The organism is Rhizobium sp. ZPR4 (genome assembly GCF_040215725.1).
In the GTDB taxonomy this organism is placed as follows: Bacteria; Pseudomonadota; Alphaproteobacteria; order Rhizobiales; family Rhizobiaceae; genus Rhizobium; species Rhizobium rhizogenes_D.
Genome location: NZ_CP157968.1, coordinates 127,397 through 141,706, shown reverse-complemented (window position 1 = coordinate 141,706; position 14,310 = coordinate 127,397). Strand labels below are relative to the sequence as shown.

The following is a 14,310-nucleotide window of genomic DNA, read 5'->3' as shown; positions in this document are numbered from 1 at the left end:
GCGCCAGGGAGCGCAATCCTCGCTTCGCATCAACGATCTCATTGTTTGTGGTAGGTGCCCTGCAAGGTCACCCCGGCGGCGAAATCGCACACGCCGGCCTGTGATACGCGCCAGGTCTTTGCGTTGAGGCGATCGAGGTCGATCTTGCACGCGTCCTTGGAAAGCTCAGCGTGTTCCTTCGCCAGCGGAATGACGCCCTCGACACCATCGGCATTGACATCGCCGGCTTCTGCTCCGCCCGGGCCGACATAGGTCGAGGCGAGTGAAACTGCGAGGAGACCATCGACCGGCCCGTAGATTGCAAGGTGGCCCTCGTTGCCGTCGGTGCTGTTCGACTGGAAATCCGTCGATGCGCCTTGTCCGCCCTTGGTCAGCAGGAGGGACGCAATCTGGTCATCATAGGCCTGCCGGGCGCATGTCGCATCGCTGCAGGACCGCACTTTGGTAATCCAGCGCCGTTGTCGCTCCCGGATCTTGTCGGCATCATCGTGCTTCAGCGCGGCAGCATAGAGATCCCTCACTATCGCGTCGCGGGCAAGCAGCGATTTGTCCTGACAGATCATATGGTCGCTTGGCGAGCCCGGCTTTGCGCAATCGATCCCCGCAGCTTCGACGGGTATGGCAAAAAGGCTTATGATAATCATCGTCGAGACGGATCTCGAAATTCTCATGGGATACCTCCTTCTCCGATATTCCAGCTAACTATGCCTGGGCGCGCCTTCGTAAAGGCCATCTCGGCACCTAAGGCCAAACTCGGCAAATATTGCGCCGGCGTTTGAAGATCGTAGACATCTCCCTAGTTTCGACGGTCTGAACATGGGGAGCCGATGGGAGGTCACATGGAAGGCGAAGCGCAACTGTCCGGCAGGATCACATTTCTGATCGTTGGTTCTATGTTTCTTGCCGTCTGCGTCGGAATGGGAGTTGTGGCGGCTCACCTCTATCAGACTTATGCAAATGCGACGGCCATGGCGGCATGCACGGTCTTTTCCTGGGCATCCGGCAGTATGGTCATATCGATGGCACTTGTGCTTTTGACCGCGAGAAACACGACCAAAGGCAAGGTCCGCACGAGGAGGGGGCAGGTGACCATCAATCTCGGCAACAAATTGCCGGGTTCCAACAGCCACATTACCGGCGATGGCATCGAGGCCGAAGGCGAGACGAGAACACGCATCACAAGCGTCGTTCCTTCACTTTTCCTGATCCTATCCTCGATCGGGCTGGCACTTCTGGGCCTCTTCCTCTTTGGGCGCCACCGGCTCGATCTCGTTGGATCGGGAATGTTTATCGCGGTGGTATTCTACATTGCGAACTGGAGCAGGCTGGCTTGGCCGCGTCGATAGTTCCCGCGGCAGCGCCGGCGGGACGTCGATCCGCTCTCAAATCACGCCATTTACTACCCGGCATGCTTTAAGGCAGTCCGTAAAGCTCCATGCCAATGCGGTTGCGGGCGTCGCCAAGATAAGCCGAATTCATTTTTTTATTCAACTTTTTCGTTCATTTTTCTCGAATCTACTGAATTTTAGTATCATCAAAAATGGACGCAGACTGAGTGAGGAAACTTCTCTAGTCTCCATCTCGCCCGGTTTCGCGATGATCGTGCATTGCCAATCTCGAACTATAGCGAGATTGCACATAAGCATCTGAGATTATTTAACTATGGCTCAAGCTTGTTTGAGCCATCCAGGAAGATTTTGAAAAAATCCGGCAAACCTGAAAGGATGCAAACATGAACGCGCCTATTGGTTCAGACAATTGGGGCATCGATGCCCTGGTTCCCGATTCATCGAATGCTTTCGGCCTCTCGGCCTCGCCTGCAGTGGCAGTTTACAGGAATAAGTTGTATTGCGTGCGCCAGGGACGAGGCGGCAGCGGCTGGGTCTGGTGTGCCACTTTCGATGGCAATTCGTGGTCGGCGGATCAGCTCATCAAGAATGACGACAATGCCTATGGAATCTCCGGCTCGCCGGCCCTGGCGGTCTTCAATGACAAGCTTTACTGCGTCCGGCAGGGGCGCGGGAATAGCGGTTGGATCTGGTGCGCCACTTTCGATGGCAATTCATGGTCGGATGATCAGCTCATTCCGAACAAGGACGATGCCTATGGGATCTCCGGCTCGCCGGCCTTGGCGGTCTTCAATGACAAGCTCTATTGCGTTCATCAAGGACGCAGTGACAGCGGTTGGCTGTGGTGCGCCACTTTCGACGGAAACTCCTGGTCGTCGGATCAATTGATCCCGAACAGCAACAATGCCTATGGCCTTTCCGCCTCTCCGGCGCTCGCGGTATACAACGGCAAGCTTTATTGCGCGCGTCAGGGCAGGGAAGACAGCGGCTGGGTCTGGTGCTCGACGTTTGACGGCAGCAACTGGTCGGATGACAAGCTCATTCCAACGCCGGGCAACGCCTATGGAGTTTCCGATTCCCCGGCTCTGGTAAGCTTCCAGAACAAACTCTACTGCGCCCGCCAGGGCCGTGGTAACAGCGGCTGGATCTGGTGCGCCACTTTCGACGGGCAATCCTGGACGAACGACCGGCTGATCCCAAGCTCCAACAATGCCTATGGCATATCGGGCTCTCCGGCACTGGTGGAGTTTAACGGCCAGCTCTATTGCTTCCATCAGGGTCGGAATGACGATGGTTGGCTCTGGTGTGGGTCGCTCCCCTCGGCTTAAATTGAGCCAGCCGACTACCACAAGGCTTCGTCGCATACTGTCGCTTCAGGTAATAGCGTCCTGCGCTGGTATGGACTTTGGATAACAGGCGTCTACGGCCATGGCCGCTGCGCATTGGCGACGGGATGCTGCATGTGTCTCGTCGCCAAGCGAGTCTTGGATATGAAGAAGTTTTTCGTACCGTCTTGGCCCCGCTTGGACCAAAATGCCCTGTCAGTTCGACGGCCCAAGTAGCTCAAGGGTTCTCCAGATTGCTATTCAGGCCGCGTCCTGCCGGTTTTGTTTGGCGTACTCCGCGCCGTCTTTCGTGCCCAACGGTTCGAGGTCCACGCGATAGGCAAATAGTTTGCGACCGGCCCTGACGCTTATCGGAATGAACAGGGGCAAAAGCAGGTCCCTTAGAAACAGGCTGAGCCGACTGTCTTTCCGCTTCCTCGACGCATTTTGCCGGGTGAGCTTCACCACGCGCGCAATACGCGGGCGTCGCAGGGCTTCGTAACGGGCAAAGGCAGCGCCATAGTCGAGCGTGTCTGCCAGGCAGGCGGACAGAACAACAGCATCTTCAATGGCCATCGATGCGCCTTGGCCGGCATGTGGGCCGATCGCATGTGCGGCGTCGCCGAGCATCACTATGCGACCGCTTGACCAGGCGGGCAGTTGCGGCATGTCGAAGATGGGATAGCTGCGTTCGATCTTACCGACCGCCTGAAGGATCGATCTGTTGGGTTCGGGATCGTCGGCATGCATCTGGCGAACGTGAGCGGCGAGTGCCGTTGGTTCCAGGAAGCGGACCGCATCAGGCGTGTCGGCTGGGAAGGAATCGAACCAGTACACGGGATGCGATGCCGTTTTGATATAACCGAAGAAGGCCTTCTCTCCGAAGGTCATGCGCATTATGCCATCCGTATCCGGGATGTCCGCATCGACGATGCCGCCGGTGCCGATCAGGCCGGTAAATTGTGGTAGGGGATAGTCCGGAAACGCTTGTGTGCGGACGAAGGATCGCAGTCCGTCGGCGGCGACAAGCAGGTCAACGGCAAGACCGGTCCCTTCGAAAAAGTTGAGCGTCACGGCATGCGCATGATTTTCCACCTTGGTCACACGCCGGCCAAATTGCATGGCAATGCCGTCGGCCTGGCATTTCTCGATCAGGATGCCGGTCAGAACGCCGCGCTTGATGGTGACGGCGGGTGTGCCGAATGTCGCCAAATGGTCGCTCTGGTCGACGAGGGCGAGCCTCTTGCCGCGCGCATTGCAGAGCTCGATGGCGCGGGTCTCCAATCCCTGGCCCAATACTTCTTCGTAGCAGTCCACCGCCCGCAGCCCGTTCATGCCGTTGGATGCGAGCGTCAGAAACTCCCCTTCGGACAAGGCGGCCTCTCTGGAGCGAGCTTCGAACAGTATCGGACGAAAGCCGAGCCTTGCCAGCCGCAGCGCAAGCACAAGCCCGCCAATGCCGGCACCGCATATGCCGATCGTCGCCTCCGGGCTTGCTGCTCGATTGATGGTTGCAGCGCGGTCTTCAATGGGGCACATTGGTTTTTCCTTCTAATAGTTTGATAAATGAATTATTCGATGATCGAACAAAAGTCAAATGAAGATGAACGCCACCTCGTGGAAGCCATCAGCCTCGCCTGCATGCGCTGGCAGGAGGCGACGGAGAGCTTCGACGAAACCTTCGGTAAGCTGCATGGGCTGAACAGCGCCGAGCGGCGCTGTCTCAGCGTGATCATGCGCGCGCCGCAGCCTGCGAACGCCGTCGCCAAGGCTATCGGCCTGGCGCCTCCCTCGGTTACGGCGCTGATCGATCGCCTTTCAGCGCGGGGCCTTCTTCATCGCGTTCCCGATCCGAACGACCGGCGTCGTGTGCTGGTTGCGCCGTCCGAGAAGGCGATCAGGCTGGGACGGGAAGCCTATGGCCCCATCGAAGAGGCCGGCACGCAGATGCTCAAACAGTTTTCCGATACGGAAAAACAGGTGGTCTTGCGGTTCATCACGCAAGCCATCGAGATGCAGGAGCGGGAACTCGAGCGGCTGTTACGGCAAGACAAAAGCTGATTCCGGTCACCGAAAGGTGGGTTGAATGCGTGTCTTCAGTCGGCCCTTGAACTCGATAGGGTGACATCTCATTTGAATAGTCACTACTTCAATCTGTCGAACTGACAGCCTCCTGCCTCCCAACAGTTGCTGCCGGTCCTCATAGCGACGCGTCCGCGTCGGAGGAGTTTTCATGGGCTTCATTGATCGTGACATCCAGCCGTCATCCGATGCCGGGCTGCTGGACGCCTATTCCCAATCGGTATCGCGTGCCGTCGATCTCGTCGGGCCGGCTGTCAGCCGGATCGAGCGATTGGGCGGCCGTGCCGGACATGGTTCCGGCTTTGCCATTTCGCCTGACGGTCTGGTCGTGACAAACAATCATGTCGTCGACGACGCCAAGGCCGTGCGCATCAAGACCCCGGAAGGGGCGACCGTCGAGGGAAGGGTGCTCGGGCACGATCCGGATACCGACCTTGCGCTCATTCGTGCCAATGACTGGCCGGGCAATTGGGCAAGGCTCGGCGATTCCAAGTCGCTGAAACGCGGCCATATCGCGATTGCCATCGGCAATCCGCTGGGTTTCGAATGGACCGTGACCGCCGGCATCGTTTCGGCGCTTGGCAGGTCGATGCGCGCGGCAAGCGGGCGCTTGATGGAAGACATCATCCAGACGGATGCAGCCCTCAACCCCGGCAATTCGGGCGGTCCGCTGGTCTCTTCCGCGGGTGAGGTGATCGGCGTCAACACGGCTGTCATCCAGGGCGCGCAGAGTATCGCTTTCTCGGTCGCCTCGAACACCGCCAAGCATGTGGTGTCCGAAATCCTGCGCTTCGGTCATGTCCGGCGCGCCTATATCGGCATCGCCGCCGATACCGTGGAGCTGCATCGGCGCATTGCGCTGGAGGCCGGCATTACGCATTCGACGGCGGTGCGCCTGCGCCGCGTCGAGAAGGACAGTCCGGCCGAAAAGGGCGGGTTGCAGGAGGGCGACTACCTGCTTGCCATCGACGGCCATCCGGTATCAGGCATAGACGACGTCGTCCGGCTGCTTGATGGCGACAAGATCGATACGGAGATCGAGGTCTTGATCTTCAGCGTCGGCGGTTTGATCGAGCGCAGGCAGGTGAAGCCTTCGGCGCGGCCCGCCATCTAGGCCGATAAGCCATATAGCTGGTCCGCAGCGCCCGACCAACGCTGCGGACGAGACCTCATCCTCTGCCGACGAGCGGCATTTTTGTCGCCATGACAGTCATCGACAGAACGTTGGCATCAAGCGGCAGGGTTGCCATGTAGACGACTGCGCGGGCGACATGCTCTGCCGAGATCGTCGGTTCGGTTGCGGTTTCGCCACTTGCCTGCAATACGCCGGCACTCATTCTCGCCGTCATGTCGGTGGCGGCGTTGCCGATATCGATCTGGCCACAGGCAATGTCGAAGGGACGGCCGTCGAGTGCCGTCGATTTTGTCAGGCCGGTGATTGCGTGTTTCGTGGCCGTATAGGGTGCCGAATGCGGCCGCGGCGTGGTTGCCGAGATCGAGCCGTTGTTGATGATGCGGCCGCCTTGCGGCACCTGGGCTTTCATCAGGCGGAAGGCCTGCTGCGTGCACAGGAATGCACCGGTCAGGTTCGCGCCGAGAATGGCGTTCCATTGCTCGAAGCTCAGCTCTTCCATGGGCACGGCCGGCAGGCCCATGCCGGCATTGTTGACCAGAAGGTCGAGGCGGCCATAACGGTCGGAGATCGCATCGAAGAGGCCGCGAACTGACGTGGGGTCGCTAACATCGGCCGCAACCGCAAGAAATTCCGCCCCGGTTTCTTCGGAGAGCTCGCGCGCGGCTTTTTCGAGAATGTCCGAACGCCGCCCCGAGATGACGACCTTGAAGCCCGCGGAGCCGAGTGCCTTGGCGATGGCCCGGCCAATGCCTGTGCCGCCGCCGGTCACCAATGCGGTTGTGGTCTGTGTGTGCGCTGACACCTCCGTCATGCAACTCTTCCTTCCAGTTCGTCTTCGATATGTGCCTGCACGATCTCGTCAAAGCTCTGCTCAGCCTTGAAGCCGAGATCGCTCGCGCGTCTGGCGTCGAATTGCGTCGCCCAGCCGGAAACGATGCGCTCGATCACCGGGTCCGGTTCCCGGCGGATAAGCGCAACAGCCTTGTCGCCGCCGACACGGCGCAAGGCATCGATCTCATCGGAAACGAGCGCCGAGAGCCCGGGCATGGTGAGATTGCGCCGCGGCCCCACCTTCGCCGTATCGAGCGTTGCGGCATGCACGAAGAAACCGACCGCCGAACGCGGGCTCGCAAACCAGTGTCGTACCGTGTCGCTGACCGGCAGAATGGCTTGCCTGCCGACAAGTGGTTCGCGCAGGATGTTGGAAAAGAAGCCGGAGGCCGCCTTGTTCGGGGCGCCGGGCCGAACACAGATGGTCGGCAATCTGATGCCTAAGCCATCGAAAATGCCGCGGCGTGAATAGTCGGCGAGCAGGAGTTCGGCAATCGCCTTCTGGGTGCCGTAGCTCGTTAGTGGCGCGGTCAGGAATTCGTCGCCGATAACCTCAGGGAAGGGGGTGCCGAACACGGCGATGGAGGAGGCGAAGATGACGCGTGGGGTATAGGCGGATTTCAGGCCCTGCTGGCGAATAGCTTCGAAGAGGGCCCGCGTGCCGTCAAGATTGACGGCATAGCCCTTGTCAAAGTCGGCCTCGGCTTCGCCGGAGACGATGGCAGCAAGATGGAAGATCATATCCGGGCGATCTTCGATGAGCTTTTCTGCAACGCCTGAAGTCGCGAGGTCGACCGTCAGGGCCTTCGATACGGAGGCAAGCGCTTCCGGCACCGGCGGCTGGAAGGCATCGACCAGCGTCAGGCGATCGATGGTCTTGCCGAAAACTTTCGGCTCGGCGGCAATGCGGTTGACAAGCTTGCGGCCAACCATGCCCGCAGCGCCCAAGATCAAAACATGCATATCGGCTTTTCCTCCCAATAGGCTGATATCAGTGTTCGGGAGAATTCCCGAGTGAATCTCTTTAAAGGCCCTTAGGCATCGGGGATGCCGGCCGTTCTCTCACCTGAATGCTTGCAGCCAGGCAAGCCCTGCGTCCGTCGTGGTCGCCGGCCGATATTCCGCGCCGATCGGCCTATCATAACCAAGCTTTTCCAAGAGCTGCAGAATGTGACGATAGTCGATCTCCCCGTGGTCCGGTTCGCGCCGGTCCGGAACGGAAGCGATCTGGACATGACCGATGGCCGCCATGTGCGTTTGCAGCCTGTGTGTCAGATCGCCTTGCATGATCTGGAGGTGATAGCAGTCGAACATCAGTTTGAGGTTGTCCGCGCCGACCGCAGCGATGATGTCCAGCGCCTGATCGGCCGTCCGCAGGAAGTAGCCTGGCGCGTCGCGATGGTTGAGCGGCTCGATCAGCACCGTTGCTCCCACCTTGCCGGCGCGTTGGCAGGCATAGCGGAGATTGGCGATGAAGGTGGACCGTGCCTCGTCGCCGGCTGCCTTGCCCGCCATCACATGCACGTTTCGTGTGCCGATGGCGGCCGCATAATCGATCGCCTGATCGATGAGCAGGCGGGCCTCATCTTCGCGCCCGGGAATGGCGGCAAGCCCGTTGTCGCCAGCCGCCACATTGCCGCGAGCCGTATTGAGGCCGAGCATGGCAAGGCCCGTTTCCTGCAATGCCTGAAGGACGGCTTCAGCGGGCGTGTCATAGGGATAGTGGCATTCGACGGCATCGAAGCCGGCAGCCTTGGCGGCACGGATCGCGCCGGGGAGGGAAAGCTCCTGCCACAGGAACCCCAGATTGGCCGAAAAGCGCATCATGCTCAGTCCCACTCCACGTCATAGGTGCGAACGAGATCGGCGATTTGCGCGTCCGTCAGCAGCGAAGGACTGGCCCCGCGCGTCAGCATGGCAAGTTTTGCCGTCTCTTCCAGTTCCTCTATCGCATAGACAGCCGCTTCCAGATCCTTGGCCGAGACGACAGGTCCATGTGCTGCCAGCATCACGGCACTGCGCTTGCCGGCAAGGCCGCGGATGGCGTCGCCCATGGCCGGGTCGCCCGGCATGAAATAGGGCAGCAGCTTCACTTTGCCGAGCTTCATGATCGAATAGGCTGTCAGGGGCGGCAGCATGTTGTCGGCATCGACATCAGGCAAAATCGAGAGCGCCACCGAATGACTGGAGTGGAGATGCACGACGGCGCCGGTCTTTTTCGGCCGCGTCTCGTAGAAGGCCGCATGCAGCGGCATTTCCTTCGTCGGCTTGTCGCCACCAATCAGGCGTCCGTGGCTGTCGAACAGGGACAGGCGTGCGGGATCGAGGCGTCCGAAGGAACTGCCCGTCGGCGTCACCAGCAGGCGCCCGTCGGTAAGGCGCGCTGAAATATTGCCGGAGGAGCCGGCCGTCAGGCCACGATCGTAGAGCGACTTGGCCATCACACATATCTGTTCGCGCAATGCGGCTTCTTCGCTCATGCGGCCTCCAATCGATCAAAGGCATCAGTAAAGAAGCCTTCGCCGCCGAAGTTGCCTGATTTCAGGGCGAGTGCAATTTGTTCTCCGTCCACCGTCGCAAATGTCCAGGGAACGCCAGGCGCTATCTCCGGGCCGATCGCCAGATGTGTTACGCCGAGCGCCTGTGTAATCGCACCGGAAGTTTCTCCACCGGCAACGACGAAACGGCGCGTGCCGCGATCGAAGGCGGCGCGGGCAATCTCGGACAAGGCGTCCTCGACGACCTGCCCAGCCTTGTCCCTACCCAGTTGCTCCTGAGCTTGCCGTACTTCGTCGGGCTCGGCGGTGGCATAGATGAGCTTTGGCGCGTCGGGAGATTGCCGACGCAGCCACTCCAGTGCAGTGTCGGGGCCTTCCTGTGCAAGCGTGATCGGATCGAGCCGCAGGCTGACGACTTCGTCGGCATAATTGGCAACCTGCCGACGTGTCATGGCAGAGCAGCTGCCGGATAGGACGATCGAGCCGCCGGCGACCTTTGGCAGTGCCTGTCGATGTTCGGAGAGGCTGACGAGACCCTGCTCCATGTAGAATCGCGGAAGCTGGCCGGCAATCGCGCTGCCGCCCGTCAGCAGCGGCATATCAAAGGATGCCGCGGCGATTGTACGGAGATCATCGTCACAAACGGCATCGACGATCACATGCCGGATGCCCTCGCTGCCTAATTGCTCCAGCCGTGCTTTCAGCGCTGCCGCACCCTTTGAGACGACGTTGCGGTTGGCAAGGCCGACTGTGCCGGCCACCTGCGGCGTCAAGAGCCGCGCAAGGCTGGAATCGCGCATCGGCGTCAGCGGATGGTCCTTCATCGGGCTTTCCGACAGAAGGTGCTCGCCGACGAAGAGATGACCCATGAAGACGCTGCGGCCGTTTTCCGGAAAGGCTGGGCAATAAATCGTCTGGGTCGCACCGGTCTCGGCGATCAGCATATCCGCGATCGGACCGATATTGCCTTCGGCCGTGCTGTCGAATGTCGAGCAGTACTTCCAGAAGAAGCGGTTCGCACCGGCTTCTTTCAGCCAGTCAAGCGCTTGCCGGGCTTGTTTGACGGCGATATCGACCGGCGACGTCCGGCATTTGAGGGCGATGACCTCGAAGGCCGCCGTTTCGCTTCGATCGCGTTTTTCCTGCGGTATGCCGATCCGCAACGAAACGGGCAATCCGCTGCGCGCGAGCAGCGCGGCAAGATCGGTCGCCCCGGTAAAGTCATCCGCGATGCAGCCAAGCAGAAGTGCCATTGTCTAGTCCTTCACACCCGGCAGGCTGGCGCCGCTCTTGGCGGCCAGAATCTTTGCAACGGCGGCGTCGTCTTCAAGACCGAGACCCGCTTGCGATGCTTCACCGAAGAGCTCGAGCGCTGTTGCGGCGAGGGGGGTAACGGCTCCGGCTCTGCCGGCCTCCGAGGTCACGATGCCAAGGTCCTTGACGAAGATGTTGACCGCCGAACGCGGCGTATAATCGCCGGATACGATGTGCTCGCCGCGATTCTCGAACATCCAGGACGAGCCGGCGGATACGCAGATCACGTCATAGAGCGTTTTCAGATCGATCCCGGCCTTGGCGGCAAGCGTCATGGCCTCGGCCGTTGCGGCGATGTGCACGCCGGCCAGCAGCTGGTTGATCATCTTGACTTGCGAGCCGGCGCCGGGGCGATCCCCCAGCCGGAATACCTTGGCCGAGATGGCGTCGAGCACCGCCGATGCCTTATCGAAGGCTTCGGGCATGCCGGATGCCATGACGGTGATCTCGCCCGCAAGCGCGCGGACATGGCCGCCGGAAACGGGGGCATCGATGACGAACATGCCTGCTGCCTCAAGCCTTTCGGCAATGGCTGTCGTCGCACTCGGCGCCATGGTTGTGCAGAGCAGGAATGTGGTCGCGGGACGAGCGGTTTCTAGCGCACCGTTCTGCCCGAAAAGCACGTCTTCGACCTGTTTGCTGTTGACGACATAGACAAGGATCACGTCAGCGTCCTTGGCGGCGGATGCCGGCGTCGTGCAGGGCGTGCCGCCGCTTTCGGCGAAGCGGGCGAGGACCTCGCTGCGAACATCGCAGCCGCAGACGGCAAAATCCGCTTTCAGAAGGGATAGGGCAGCGCCCCAACCCATGGACCCCAGACCGATGACGGCGGCCTTCTTCGTGTTCTGCACGGCGTTACCTCTGTGATTTTTGGCTATGTTACCGATACCGGTATCGGTAACATAGCCTCATTTTCCCGGTAATTGTCAAGAGGTGGATGTTTGCCTTTTCAAGGAAACATTCTATGAAGAACAGCGGCAATGTGCCAGCCGCCATGGTTCATCGAGGGTTGCTTGGGGATGCGCAAACCCACTCTGGAAGAAGTCGCGATCGAAGCGGGCGTCAGCAAGATGACGGCATCGCGCGCCCTGCGTGGCGTTGCCGACGTCTCCAGCGAGACGCGCGACAGGGTGATCGAGGCGGCGACGCGGATGAACTATGTCGGCAACAGGCTGGCGCTCTCCTTGTCCTCGCAGCGTACCAACCTGGTCGCTGTCGTCGTTCCCAGCATGTCGAACATCGTCTTTCCGGAAGTGCTTGCCGGCATTTCCGCCGGACTTGACGGTTCCGGCATGCAGGCCGTCTTTGGCATATCCGATTATGATGTCGCCAAGGAGCGCGAGATCATCCGTGACATGCTCTCCTGGCAGCCCTGCGCCATCATCGTCACCGGGCTCGATCAGCCGGAAGAGACGGTGGAGCTGCTCCGCCACGCCAATATTCCGGTCATCCAGCTCATGGATCTCGACGGCACGCCGATCGATTTCAATGTCGGATTGTCCCATGGTGCGGCGGGAGAGGATATGGCCGAAGCGCTAATTGCGGCTGGGCGAAGGCGGTTCGGCTATGTCGGCAGTGCTTTGGCGCAGGATCTGCGCGCGGGCAAGCGCAAGGCCGGCTTCGAACGCGTCCTGCATGCCCATGGTCTGGGGTTTGCCGAGCAGCGGATCGATGATGCCTTTTCCTCGATTGCGCTTGGAAAACAGCTGACGATGGCCATGCTCGCGACGGTGCCGGATCTCGATTGCATCTATTACTCCAATGACGACATGGCGAGTGGCGGGCTATTTTCCTGCATGGAATTGGGCGTTGCAGTTCCTGAGAAGATCCTGATTGCCGGCTTCAACGGACTGGATCTGGTCAGCTCGTTGCCCGCGCCGATCGCAACGTCGCGCTCGCCCAGGCGCGCCATCGGTGAGGTTGCGGCGCAATTGGTGCGCGATGCGGTCGTGACCAACCGGGATGCGATGCGGAAAACCATAGCGTTCAAGCCGACAATCGTGGGAATTGATGGCTATGAGGTGGCTGGCGGCGCTTCTTGATATCTCTATCATAATTCCTCTCTTCCGACGGCGCGATGAAAGTCCAAACCTTGCCAGCGCGCGGTGGAGGCCAATATCCCTTTCGTTGATTGCTTGAACTCGGAAACAGCGGCCCGCTGTGACCGTCTCTTTCGTTCGGCACGATGTGCCCTTCTCAAGCAAAGGATTTTCGAGAATGCGATTCCCCCAGGCTGTGATTTTCGCTTGTGCCGTCAGTGCCATATCCGCGATTTCCTCGGGTGTATGGGCTGCCGGCTTCAAAGATATCGTCGTTTCGACCAAGGAGGGTTCGGATGTTGCGCAAAACAGCTTTGCTCCCGATACGCCGAAGATCTTTGTTTCAGCTCACCTTACGAAGGACGTACCGTTGTGGAGTGATGTCAATATCGCATGGATTGCCGTCGACACCGGCGGAGCGGCGCCGCCGAATTACAAGATCGACAGTGTCGATCTGCATATTGGATATATGATCAACAGCGTAAAATCCGCGATGACGAAACCGAACAATGGTTGGCCCGTCGGGAGCTACGAGATCGTTTTTTCCGTCAACGGCAAAGTGATGGAAACGACCGATTTCACCATCAAATAGACCGGCGATTGCCGGCGATGAATTTGACGGCATTTCAGCCTTGGTCAGTTGGGCCTCGATGTCTGCATGATGGCGTCGGACAACTGTAAGCCTAAGCTTGGCAATAAGATTTCCCGAAAAATTCACGGTCTGGAAACATTCGGAAACCGGCAGAGCAAAACGATCGGATAGACCGGCCGACAGTTTTCTTATCGCGGAGTCCGATTATCGATGTTCCTTACCAATCCGTGGCGACGGGAAGAGTTGAGCCATATCGTTGTCACCACCTTCAATGAAAAAGGTTATCGCGACTACGGAAAGAAATGCATCGAGACCTTCCTTGCTTGCTGGCCGAAAGATGTTTCTCTGGTCGTCTATGCCGAGGATGTCGAAATCGAGGAGAAGGACCGCCGTCTTCTGGTGTTCGACCATTGCAAGGCTCTGTCTCGACTGCGCGACTTTCGCGAGGCCCATGGTGACAATCCGCAGGCAAATGGATGTATTCCGTCACGCAATGGATTGGTGCGTGATTTTCGCTGGGACGCCGTGCGCTTTTCCAACAAGGTCTTTGCTGTTGCCGATGCCGTCAGACGCTATCACAACATGGTCGACCAGCTGATATGGCTCGATGCGGATACTGTGACCCATAGAGCCATTCCGAAGAGTTTTCTCGACAGGATCGCGCCGCGTGGAAATCAGCTTGCCACCTATCTGAACAGGAGAATCTATCCTGAGTGCGGATGGGTGGGGTACAACCTGCGTCATCCCGCGATATTGACCTTTATCGACCGTTTCGAAGGGGCTTATTCCTCCGGCTATTTCCTGACGATGAAGGAAAGTCATGACAGCTTCGTTTTCTGGAAAGTGCTCCAGCAGATGGAGCGAGACAAGGAAGCCAGATTCAGGCGGCTCGGCTCGCGTCTGACGAAAACCCATGTCTTCATCAACAGCGTCTTGGGCGCTTATCTGGATCATCTGAAAGGCGATAGGAAGGCTGCCGGAAGGAGCCGCCGGCGCGATCTCAAATGGCATCGCCGCGAGCCGTGGTGGCAATGATTTCCGACCATTTGCGGCAGTGAAAATCCCGTGTCTGTGGGGTGGCAGCACAGACGATCAAGTTGTCTTTTAGGGTGCGTGGTACTAATCTGAGTAGCATTGAGGGATTG

15 protein-coding genes are annotated in these 14,310 nt (G+C 59.4%); 7 read left to right on the top strand and 8 right to left on the bottom strand.

Features of this window, described 5'->3' with window-relative positions; all coding sequences use genetic code 11:
• Positions 1–38: 38 nt before the first annotated feature.
• Complete coding sequence (locus ABOK31_RS20175; protein WP_174180990.1) at positions 39–671, bottom strand: hypothetical protein; 633 nt, start codon at positions 669–671, stop codon at positions 39–41.
• Between the two features lie 168 nt (positions 672–839).
• On the opposite strand from ABOK31_RS20175, the gene ABOK31_RS20170 reads away from it, so the two are divergent.
• Together ABOK31_RS20170 and ABOK31_RS20165 are read left to right on the top strand one after the other, a co-directional pair.
• The gene (locus ABOK31_RS20170) at positions 840–1,346 is read left to right on the top strand and encodes a hypothetical protein (protein ID WP_174180988.1); all 507 of its coding nucleotides are present in this window, start codon (positions 840–842) and stop codon (positions 1,344–1,346) included.
• Between the two features lie 386 nt (positions 1,347–1,732).
• Positions 1,733–2,677, top strand: coding sequence for a hypothetical protein (locus ABOK31_RS20165; RefSeq protein WP_349960274.1), 945 nt, complete (start codon positions 1,733–1,735; stop codon positions 2,675–2,677).
• A gap of 258 nt (positions 2,678–2,935) precedes the next feature.
• On the opposite strand, the gene ABOK31_RS20160 is transcribed toward ABOK31_RS20165, so the two are convergent.
• Positions 2,936–4,213 (bottom strand): FAD-dependent monooxygenase, encoded by a 1,278-nt coding sequence (locus ABOK31_RS20160; protein WP_349960272.1) that lies wholly within the window; start codon positions 4,211–4,213, stop codon positions 2,936–2,938.
• Positions 4,214–4,252: 39 nt separating this feature from the next.
• Here ABOK31_RS20160 and ABOK31_RS20155 point away from each other — a divergent pair, with 39 nt between their 5' ends.
• Both ABOK31_RS20155 and ABOK31_RS20150 read left to right on the top strand, forming a co-directional pair.
• Positions 4,253–4,735 (top strand): MarR family transcriptional regulator, encoded by a 483-nt coding sequence (locus ABOK31_RS20155; protein WP_234910338.1) that lies wholly within the window; start codon positions 4,253–4,255, stop codon positions 4,733–4,735.
• Between the two features lie 172 nt (positions 4,736–4,907).
• Complete coding sequence (locus ABOK31_RS20150; protein WP_349960270.1) at positions 4,908–5,870, top strand: trypsin-like peptidase domain-containing protein; 963 nt, start codon at positions 4,908–4,910, stop codon at positions 5,868–5,870.
• A 55-nt stretch (positions 5,871–5,925) separates the two neighbouring features.
• Here ABOK31_RS20150 and ABOK31_RS20145 read toward each other — a convergent pair whose 3' ends face one another.
• The 6 genes from ABOK31_RS20145 to ltnD all read right to left on the bottom strand — a co-directional run bounded on the left by ABOK31_RS20145 (position 5,926) and on the right by ltnD (position 11,385).
• Positions 5,926–6,702 (bottom strand): SDR family oxidoreductase, encoded by a 777-nt coding sequence (locus ABOK31_RS20145; RefSeq protein WP_349960269.1) that lies wholly within the window; start codon positions 6,700–6,702, stop codon positions 5,926–5,928.
• Entirely contained in the window at positions 6,699–7,685 is a 987-nt protein-coding gene (gene denD, locus ABOK31_RS20140) for a D-erythronate dehydrogenase (RefSeq protein WP_349960267.1), read from the bottom strand. The genes ABOK31_RS20145 and denD overlap by 4 nt, the downstream gene beginning before the upstream one ends.
• 99 nt (positions 7,686–7,784) lie before the next feature.
• Positions 7,785–8,549, bottom strand: coding sequence for a TIM barrel protein (locus ABOK31_RS20135; protein ID WP_349960265.1), 765 nt, complete (start codon positions 8,547–8,549; stop codon positions 7,785–7,787).
• A gap of 2 nt (positions 8,550–8,551) precedes the next feature.
• Positions 8,552–9,202 (bottom strand): 3-oxo-tetronate 4-phosphate decarboxylase, encoded by a 651-nt coding sequence (gene otnC / locus ABOK31_RS20130; protein ID WP_349960263.1) that lies wholly within the window; start codon positions 9,200–9,202, stop codon positions 8,552–8,554.
• On the bottom strand, positions 9,199–10,473 hold the full coding sequence (gene otnK, locus ABOK31_RS20125) for a 3-oxo-tetronate kinase (protein ID WP_349960261.1): 1,275 nt from the start codon (positions 10,471–10,473) through the stop codon (positions 9,199–9,201). The genes otnC and otnK overlap by 4 nt, the downstream gene beginning before the upstream one ends.
• Positions 10,474–10,476: 3 nt before the next feature.
• Complete coding sequence (gene ltnD / locus ABOK31_RS20120; RefSeq protein ID WP_349960260.1) at positions 10,477–11,385, bottom strand: L-threonate dehydrogenase; 909 nt, start codon at positions 11,383–11,385, stop codon at positions 10,477–10,479.
• A gap of 168 nt (positions 11,386–11,553) precedes the next feature.
• Here ltnD and ABOK31_RS20115 point away from each other — a divergent pair, with 168 nt between their 5' ends.
• The 3 genes from ABOK31_RS20115 to ABOK31_RS20105 all read left to right on the top strand — a co-directional run bounded on the left by ABOK31_RS20115 (position 11,554) and on the right by ABOK31_RS20105 (position 14,200).
• The gene (locus tag ABOK31_RS20115; protein ID WP_349960258.1) at positions 11,554–12,576 is read left to right on the top strand and encodes a LacI family DNA-binding transcriptional regulator; all 1,023 of its coding nucleotides are present in this window, start codon (positions 11,554–11,556) and stop codon (positions 12,574–12,576) included.
• 175 nt (positions 12,577–12,751) lie between these two features.
• Positions 12,752–13,165 (top strand): hypothetical protein, encoded by a 414-nt coding sequence (locus ABOK31_RS20110; RefSeq protein WP_349960256.1) that lies wholly within the window; start codon positions 12,752–12,754, stop codon positions 13,163–13,165.
• Positions 13,166–13,375: 210 nt separating this feature from the next.
• Positions 13,376–14,200 (top strand): hypothetical protein, encoded by an 825-nt coding sequence (locus ABOK31_RS20105; RefSeq protein ID WP_174180963.1) that lies wholly within the window; start codon positions 13,376–13,378, stop codon positions 14,198–14,200.
• Positions 14,201–14,310: the final 110 nt, after the last annotated feature.

Bases quoted from the DNA above. Each gene is read 5' to 3' on its own strand.
- ABOK31_RS20175 (WP_174180990.1), bottom strand. From the start codon at position 671: ATGAGAATTTCGAGATCCGTCTCGACGATGATTATCATAAGCCTTTTT.
- ABOK31_RS20170 (WP_174180988.1), top strand. From the start codon at position 840: ATGGAAGGCGAAGCGCAACTGTCCGGCAGGATCACATTTCTGATCGTT.
- ABOK31_RS20165 (WP_349960274.1), top strand. From the start codon at position 1,733: ATGAACGCGCCTATTGGTTCAGACAATTGGGGCATCGATGCCCTGGTT.
- ABOK31_RS20160 (WP_349960272.1), bottom strand. From the start codon at position 4,213: ATGTGCCCCATTGAAGACCGCGCTGCAACCATCAATCGAGCAGCAAGC.
- ABOK31_RS20155 (WP_234910338.1), top strand. From the start codon at position 4,253: ATGATCGAACAAAAGTCAAATGAAGATGAACGCCACCTCGTGGAAGCC.
- ABOK31_RS20150 (WP_349960270.1), top strand. From the start codon at position 4,908: ATGGGCTTCATTGATCGTGACATCCAGCCGTCATCCGATGCCGGGCTG.
- ABOK31_RS20145 (WP_349960269.1), bottom strand. From the start codon at position 6,702: ATGACGGAGGTGTCAGCGCACACACAGACCACAACCGCATTGGTGACC.
- denD (WP_349960267.1), bottom strand. From the start codon at position 7,685: ATGCATGTTTTGATCTTGGGCGCTGCGGGCATGGTTGGCCGCAAGCTT.
- ABOK31_RS20135 (WP_349960265.1), bottom strand. From the start codon at position 8,549: ATGATGCGCTTTTCGGCCAATCTGGGGTTCCTGTGGCAGGAGCTTTCC.
- otnC (WP_349960263.1), bottom strand. From the start codon at position 9,202: ATGAGCGAAGAAGCCGCATTGCGCGAACAGATATGTGTGATGGCCAAG.
- otnK (WP_349960261.1), bottom strand. From the start codon at position 10,473: ATGGCACTTCTGCTTGGCTGCATCGCGGATGACTTTACCGGGGCGACC.
- ABOK31_RS20115 (WP_349960258.1), top strand. From the start codon at position 11,554: ATGCGCAAACCCACTCTGGAAGAAGTCGCGATCGAAGCGGGCGTCAGC.
- ABOK31_RS20110 (WP_349960256.1), top strand. From the start codon at position 12,752: ATGCGATTCCCCCAGGCTGTGATTTTCGCTTGTGCCGTCAGTGCCATA.
- ABOK31_RS20105 (WP_174180963.1), top strand. From the start codon at position 13,376: ATGTTCCTTACCAATCCGTGGCGACGGGAAGAGTTGAGCCATATCGTT.